This window comes from Aerococcus sp. UMB1112A (assembly GCF_030230715.1).
Lineage (GTDB): Bacteria > Bacillota > Bacilli > Lactobacillales > Aerococcaceae > Aerococcus.
In genome coordinates this window covers 1-6,089 of record NZ_JASPDS010000036.1, presented here as the reverse complement: position 1 = coordinate 6,089, position 6,089 = coordinate 1, and the positions used below count along the sequence as shown (strand labels likewise).

6 protein-coding genes and 4 pseudogenes are annotated in these 6,089 nt (G+C 33.6%); all 10 read left to right on the top strand.

Features of this window, described 5'->3' with window-relative positions:
- A pseudogene (locus tag QP860_RS10240) lies at nt 1-186 on the top strand (VirD4-like conjugal transfer protein, CD1115 family); the annotation flags it as partial.
- An 18-nt stretch (nt 187-204) separates the two neighbouring features.
- A complete protein-coding gene (locus tag QP860_RS10235) occupies nt 205-480 on the top strand; it encodes a hypothetical protein (RefSeq protein ID WP_284912755.1) in 276 nt (91 codons plus the stop codon).
- Between the two features lie 190 nt (nt 481-670).
- Complete coding sequence (locus QP860_RS10230; protein WP_002842311.1) at nt 671-982, top strand: single-stranded DNA-binding protein; 312 nt, start codon at nt 671-673, stop codon at nt 980-982.
- 1 nt (nt 983) lies between these two features.
- Nucleotides 984-1,112, top strand: a pseudogene (locus tag QP860_RS10225) (Maff2 family mobile element protein); the annotation flags it as partial.
- Between the two features lie 725 nt (nt 1,113-1,837).
- The gene (gene ltrA, locus QP860_RS10220; RefSeq protein WP_284912754.1) at nt 1,838-3,697 is read left to right on the top strand and encodes a group II intron reverse transcriptase/maturase; all 1,860 of its coding nucleotides are present in this window, start codon (nt 1,838-1,840) and stop codon (nt 3,695-3,697) included.
- 152 nt (nt 3,698-3,849) lie between these two features.
- Nucleotides 3,850-3,948 (top strand): annotated as a pseudogene (locus tag QP860_RS10215) (Maff2 family mobile element protein); the annotation flags it as partial.
- A gap of 10 nt (nt 3,949-3,958) precedes the next feature.
- Nucleotides 3,959-4,822: a VirB6/TrbL-like conjugal transfer protein, CD1112 family gene (locus tag QP860_RS10210; protein WP_284912753.1), complete on the top strand. Its 864-nt coding sequence runs from the start codon at nt 3,959-3,961 to the stop codon at nt 4,820-4,822.
- A 9-nt stretch (nt 4,823-4,831) separates the two neighbouring features.
- Nucleotides 4,832-5,122 carry a hypothetical protein gene (locus QP860_RS10205; RefSeq protein ID WP_062570875.1) on the top strand — a complete coding sequence of 97 codons (291 nt, stop codon included), beginning with the start codon at nt 4,832-4,834 and terminating at the stop codon, nt 5,120-5,122.
- A gap of 1 nt (nt 5,123) precedes the next feature.
- Nucleotides 5,124-5,534: a PrgI family protein gene (locus QP860_RS10200; RefSeq protein ID WP_284912751.1), complete on the top strand. Its 411-nt coding sequence runs from the start codon at nt 5,124-5,126 to the stop codon at nt 5,532-5,534.
- A pseudogene (locus QP860_RS10195) lies at nt 5,425-6,089 on the top strand (VirB4-like conjugal transfer ATPase, CD1110 family); the annotation flags it as partial. The gene QP860_RS10200 and the pseudogene QP860_RS10195, both read left to right, overlap by 110 nt.

The window sequence follows — 6,089 nt, the reverse complement described above, 5'->3', positions numbered from 1 at the left end:
TGTATATACCAGCTAAGAGGAGTAAGACCTTTCTTGTCTGATAAATTTGATATTACAAAGCATAAGAATTACAAGTTATTGGAAGATTATGATAAGAAGAATTTATTTGATGTGGAAGAGTATCTAACAAATAGAGATAAGGTAAAGTTAAAATCAAGTTATAAAATAAATAGGTTAAATATTTAAGTTTATGGAGAAAGTAAAATGTGTGAAAATAGAAAATCATCTTTAATTATATTAAATATAAATGGTGAGCAGTTTATTTTGGAAAGTGATATAGAACTCACAATGGATAAGAAAAATTATATTGAAGCAATATGTGAGACAATGTACGATGAAAGTAATGAATGGTATGAAGATATATATGATATGTCCCCATATGATATAGCTGAGCTATTTGAAAAAATAGTAAAAGAAGAAGTAGGAATAACTGTTACATTTAAAGCAATAGACCTTGAAGTATCGATATTAGAAGACTAGAAATAAGGTATTAATAGGCGATAGAAATTAAAAACTCTATCGTCTTTTTTTATACTCAAAATTAGGAGGCTTAAAATGGTAAGGATAAGAAGTCCCACTAAAACAATTTAATATATAAGGCATTTAGCGATTGAAATATAAGTTCAGTCGCTTTTTTAATTGAAATTTATAGATTAAGGAGAAGAAATTAATGGATAGAGAAATGATAAATATTAATGCAAATTTAGTTAAGGAAGCTGAATTTTCAGAATTTGAAAAAGATGGAGAAAATGTTCAAGTAGCAAATTTTGCTCTTGTTAAAAAATATGGAAAGGGCAAAGAATATACAAATTGCTCAGTATATGGAGAAAAGGTAGAAATTGTAAAAGAATTTGAAAAAGGAGATCTGATCCACGTCTTTGGATATTTCAAAGAAAACAAAAAAGGAGATAAGGTCTACAAGAACTTTATAGTTAAATCACTAAACAAAATAGAAAATAAGAAAGAAAACGAGGAGGAATAATATGGAATTTTTTACAGCTGGAGTTGGAGTTTTAAAGACACTTGTAACTGCAATTGGTGCAGGTTTAGGAGCATGGGGAGTTATTAACTTAATGGAAGGTTATGGTAATGATAACCGTGCGACACGTTCATAAGTGAAAAGCTTATGCACTAAGTCGAAGGACTGAAAGTTCAAAACTTAGGAGAACTGGCAATCTGATAGGTAGAATGACGGGGTAACGCCCTGAAATGCCTACACTGATACTCCGATTGGCAATGAATATTAGACTATTTCATTGTCAAAAGCTCGGTGAAGTCGGCAGAGAGTAGCCGTAAGACTGATATTAACATCAGACACGAAAGCTGTTCAGAGGTGGACGGTGCTACCTATATGTCGGGTGTCAAATACGCATGGTGATAATGTGTATACCAAAGCACTGACGTACTTCCGAATGTAAGGGTCTAAACGTTTGAATTTGCCTAACGGCAATTCCCATCAAAGATGGGGTGTTTGTGGATGAGTAAGAATGGTTGTTATGAAAATCCATATATCGTTACAGGCGATATGGTGAAAACTAAACACAGGCTTAGAGGAAGAACCTAAACGTATTCAAAGATAAGATTGTCGGAACGTGGTAAGCCAAGAGCATGGAAGCAGTCTAATGCTAATGAAGTGTTGAATGGGAAAATGACTGAAAAAAACAGCATATAACCATTCTTTATCTCGGTGAAAGTGGTGGCACAGTACCTATGAAGCGAAAATAATAAGTTCGTGGAGGGATAGCCACCAGTCACATGAAAGTACAAGAACTGAAATTAAGACAAACACAGCTTCGAGTATGACAAAGAAAATCAAATCCGAAAGGAGATGGTGACTGTGTCCACTTCGAAACAAACACTGAAACAAAGCAAAATCCGTTATACGGAATACTATGACTTGCAAAAAGTCCTTGATGATTTATATGAAGATAGCGGTAATAATAAAGTATTTTCAAATTTAATGGAGTTGATAACTTCAAGAGAAAATATTAAACTTGCCTATCGTAGTATAAAAGGGAACAAAGGAAGTCATACGGCTGGGGTAGATGGCAGAACAATAAAACATCTATCAAGGCTAAATGAAGAAGAATACATTTCTCTCATACAAAAACAGTTTCATTGGTATAAGCCACGCCCTGTAAAGAGAGTGGAAATGCGAAAGCCTAATGGGAAAATTAGACCTTTAGGAATACCAACTATTGTAGATAGAATTGTACAACAATGTATCTTGCAAATATTAGAGCCGATATGTGAAGCCAAGTTTCATGACAGTTCCTATGGGTTTCGATCTAACAGGAGTACGGAACACGCTATTGCAGAATGTGCAAGACTAATGCAGATACAGCACTTACACTATGTAGTCGATATTGATATACAAGGATTTTTCGATAACGTATATCATGCAAAGCTCATAAGGCAGCTTTGGAATTTAGGAATCCATGACAAAAAGTTACTTTGTATCATTAAGGAAATGCTTAAAGCAGACATAGTTATGCCCGATAAAAAGGTAATTACACCAACAAAGGGAACACCACAAGGCGGAATATTATCACCGCTACTATCTAATGTAGTCTTGAACGAATTAGATTGGTGGGTTTCATCTCAATGGCTGACAATGCCTACGCATTATCCATATAAACAGAGAACGAACAGTCAAGGAACAGAGATAAAAAGCCATACTTACAGAGCTTTAAGAACAAGCAACCTAAAAGAAATATACATTGTAAGGTATGCTGATGATTTTAAGATATTTTGCCGTAATTACTACGATGCAAAAAGAACCTATCAGGCAGTTACAAAATGGTTGCAAGACCGATTAAAACTAAATGTGAGTGAAGAAAAATCTAAAATAACAAATCTAAAACAAAGGTATTCGGAGTTCTTAGGATTTAAGCTTAAGGTTAAACCAAAAGGCAAAAAGTTTGTTGTACAGTCGCATATAAGTGATAAGGCACTGAAAAATGCAAAAGAAAATATTTCTAAATGTGTTGCGGATATAAAAAGACCTGCAAACGAAAAGGAACAGTACAAAGCAATAGCCAAGTATAATGCCACTGTTTCAGGCTTGCATAATTACTACCAAATAGCAACAAATGTAAGTTTGGACTTTGCTAAAATAGCCTTTCACATTAAAAAGCAGATGAACAACAGACTTGATATTAAAACCAGTGGAACGCTAAACAAAGGATTTATCAAAGAAAAATATGGAAAAAGTAAACAGCTTCGCTTCCTTAATGGACATCCGCTAATTCCAGTTGGATATATTAGGACAAAGGACGCAAAACACAAGAAAAAGGTTGTAAATAAATACACTGTAAAGGGCAGAGCTTTTATTCATAAAAATCTGCAAATTGATGTAGATACACTTGTTTGGTTGATGAGACATCCTGTACTTGATAAGAGTATAGAGTTTGCAGACAACAGAATTTCGCTCTTTGCAGCTCAATATGGCAGATGTGGGGTAACAGGTGTAAAACTTACACCAAACGATATACATTGCCATCACAAGATACCGCTTGAACAAGGCGGTACAGACAGTTATAGCAACTTAATTCTTGTTACAGAAGCAGTTCATATACTTATCCATGCAACAAAAGAAGATACAATCCAAAAATATATAAAAGAGCTTGGCTTAACGGTCAAGCAGATCGAGAAATGTAATAAGCTTAGAAAAATGGCAGGATTGCCACTAATTTAGAAAAAAAATAATTTGTTACGAAGTGTGTAAGTCTTAGTTAAAACGTGAAAATCTTTCTTGTGATGGAACGCCGTGTGCGGTGAAAGTCGCATGCACGGTGTGAAGTGGGGGAAAATCCGGAGATAACATCAAAGGATTACCTATCACTATCTGGTGCTAAATCTCAAGGTATTAAGCAGCTTATGGCTGGTGGAGGAATTGTACTAATCGGTATTAAATTAATTCCACTACTTGCAAATGCTTTAAATTAGGAGAAAGTCTATGTTTGGTATCTTTGACAAGCTAACTGAATTTTTTAAGGATATGCTACTCGGAGGTATCAAAGCAAATCTTGAGTCCATGTTCTTAGATATAAATGACAAGGTAGGAGTTATTGCAACTGATGTTGGAAAGACACCAATGGGTTGGAATGGAGAAGTATATAACTTCATAAAAAACATTAATGACAATGTTATTGTTCCAATAGCAGGTCTTATCATAACAGCAGTTTTATGTATTGAACTCATAAATATGGTTATGCAAAAGAATAATATGCACGATACAGATACTTTTGAGTTTTTCAAATACATTATAAAGATGTTTATAGCAGTCTACCTTGCAAGCCATGCCTTTGAATTTTCAATGGCAGTCTTTGATGTGGCACAAAATCTTGTAAACAAAGCGGCAGGGGTAATTACTACTTCTGCCACTGTTTCAGGAGATCAGATAGTTACAATGGTTGATGCATTAAAAGAAAAAGAAATAGGTGAGCTTTTAATGATATTAGTTGAAACAAGCCTTGTAAGGATTGCAATTCAATGTATATCTTTAACTATTACCTTAATAGTATATGGGCGTATGTTTGAAATATATGTCTACTCATCAGTATCATCCATACCATTTGCGACTATGGGAAATAAAGAATGGGGTCAGATTGGAACAAATTATATCAAGGGACTTTTTGCCTTGGGACTACAAGGTTTGTTTTTGATGGTATGTTTAGGTATCTACACCGTTTTAATAAGGACGGTACAGATTACAGATATTCACGCAAGCTTGTTTAGTATATTAGGATATGCTCTACTACTTGGACTTATGATGTTTAAGAGTGGAACAGTTGCAAAAAGTATTATGAATACGCACTAGGAGGAATAAATGTTAAAAAAGAAAAATTGTGCTTTATTGGGACTTGGAATTTTATTGGGAGGAACTTATGAAATCTTAAAAGAGAAAAAAAGAAATGAAGAGATTAGAAACTTAAAGAAAAAAATAAACAGACTCGGAAGATGTCACAATGAATTTGTTATGTATCAAGGAGAATACAATGATAGAAATGAAGAAAAACAAGAAGAATTAGAAGAAAGAATTAGCTACCTAGAAGAGGAAACAACATCTAATTATGACCATATACTTGAACTTTCCAAAAAAGAAGTAGAGGGAGATTAAAATGGCATATGTACCAATACCAAAAGATTTGGACAAGATTAAAACAAAGGTTGCCTTTAACTTAACCAAAAGACAACTTATAGGTTTTTCTGTGGCAGGACTAATTGGCATACCAACCTATCTATTTATGAAGAAATATCTACCTAATGATGTTTCAATCATTGTAATGCTAACAGTAACCCTGCCAATCTTTTTTATAACCTTATACGAAAAAGACACCTTAACTTTTGAAAAATATTTTAAATTTTTCTATCTTCATAAGTTTTATCAACCAACTAAGAGAATAAGTAAGGAGGCATACCTTGAAGCAAAGAAAAAAGCAAATCAGCGACTTAAATCTAAGGGAAAAACAATTAAAAAAAGACCGAAAGGAAGTAAGAAGGCTAAAAACAAAGAAAGATCCAACAAATAGTCTTCTAAGTGTACTTTTAAAGAAAGAGAAAAAGAGATTTACAGTTGAGGACACTATTCCATATATAAGAATGTTACCAGAGGGCATTTGCCAGTTAGATGAAAAAAATTATTCAAAGACAATTTCATTTCAAGATATAAATTACCAGTTGGCATTGGAAGAAGATAGAGATTTAATCTTTAACCAATTTGCCAACTTTTTAAATTCTTTTGATCCAAGTGTCCACATAGAACTTTCATATGTAAATCAATTAGGGAGAAATAAAGACCTACAAGACGCAATTAAAATTGCTGATAAGGGAGACTTCTATGACGATGTAAGAAAAGAGTTTAGGGAGATGTTAAAGCTTCAACTTGCAAAGGGAAATAACGGACTTAAAAAGATGAAGTATATAACCTTTACCACAGAAGCAGATAACCTAGAGCAAGCAAGAGCAAAGTTAAATAGGCTTGAAGTAGATATTCTATCTAACTTTAAATCTATGGGAGTAAGAGCAGAGAGTCTTGATGGCGAAGAAAGATTAAGACTTGTTCACGATATGTTAAATCCAGATAA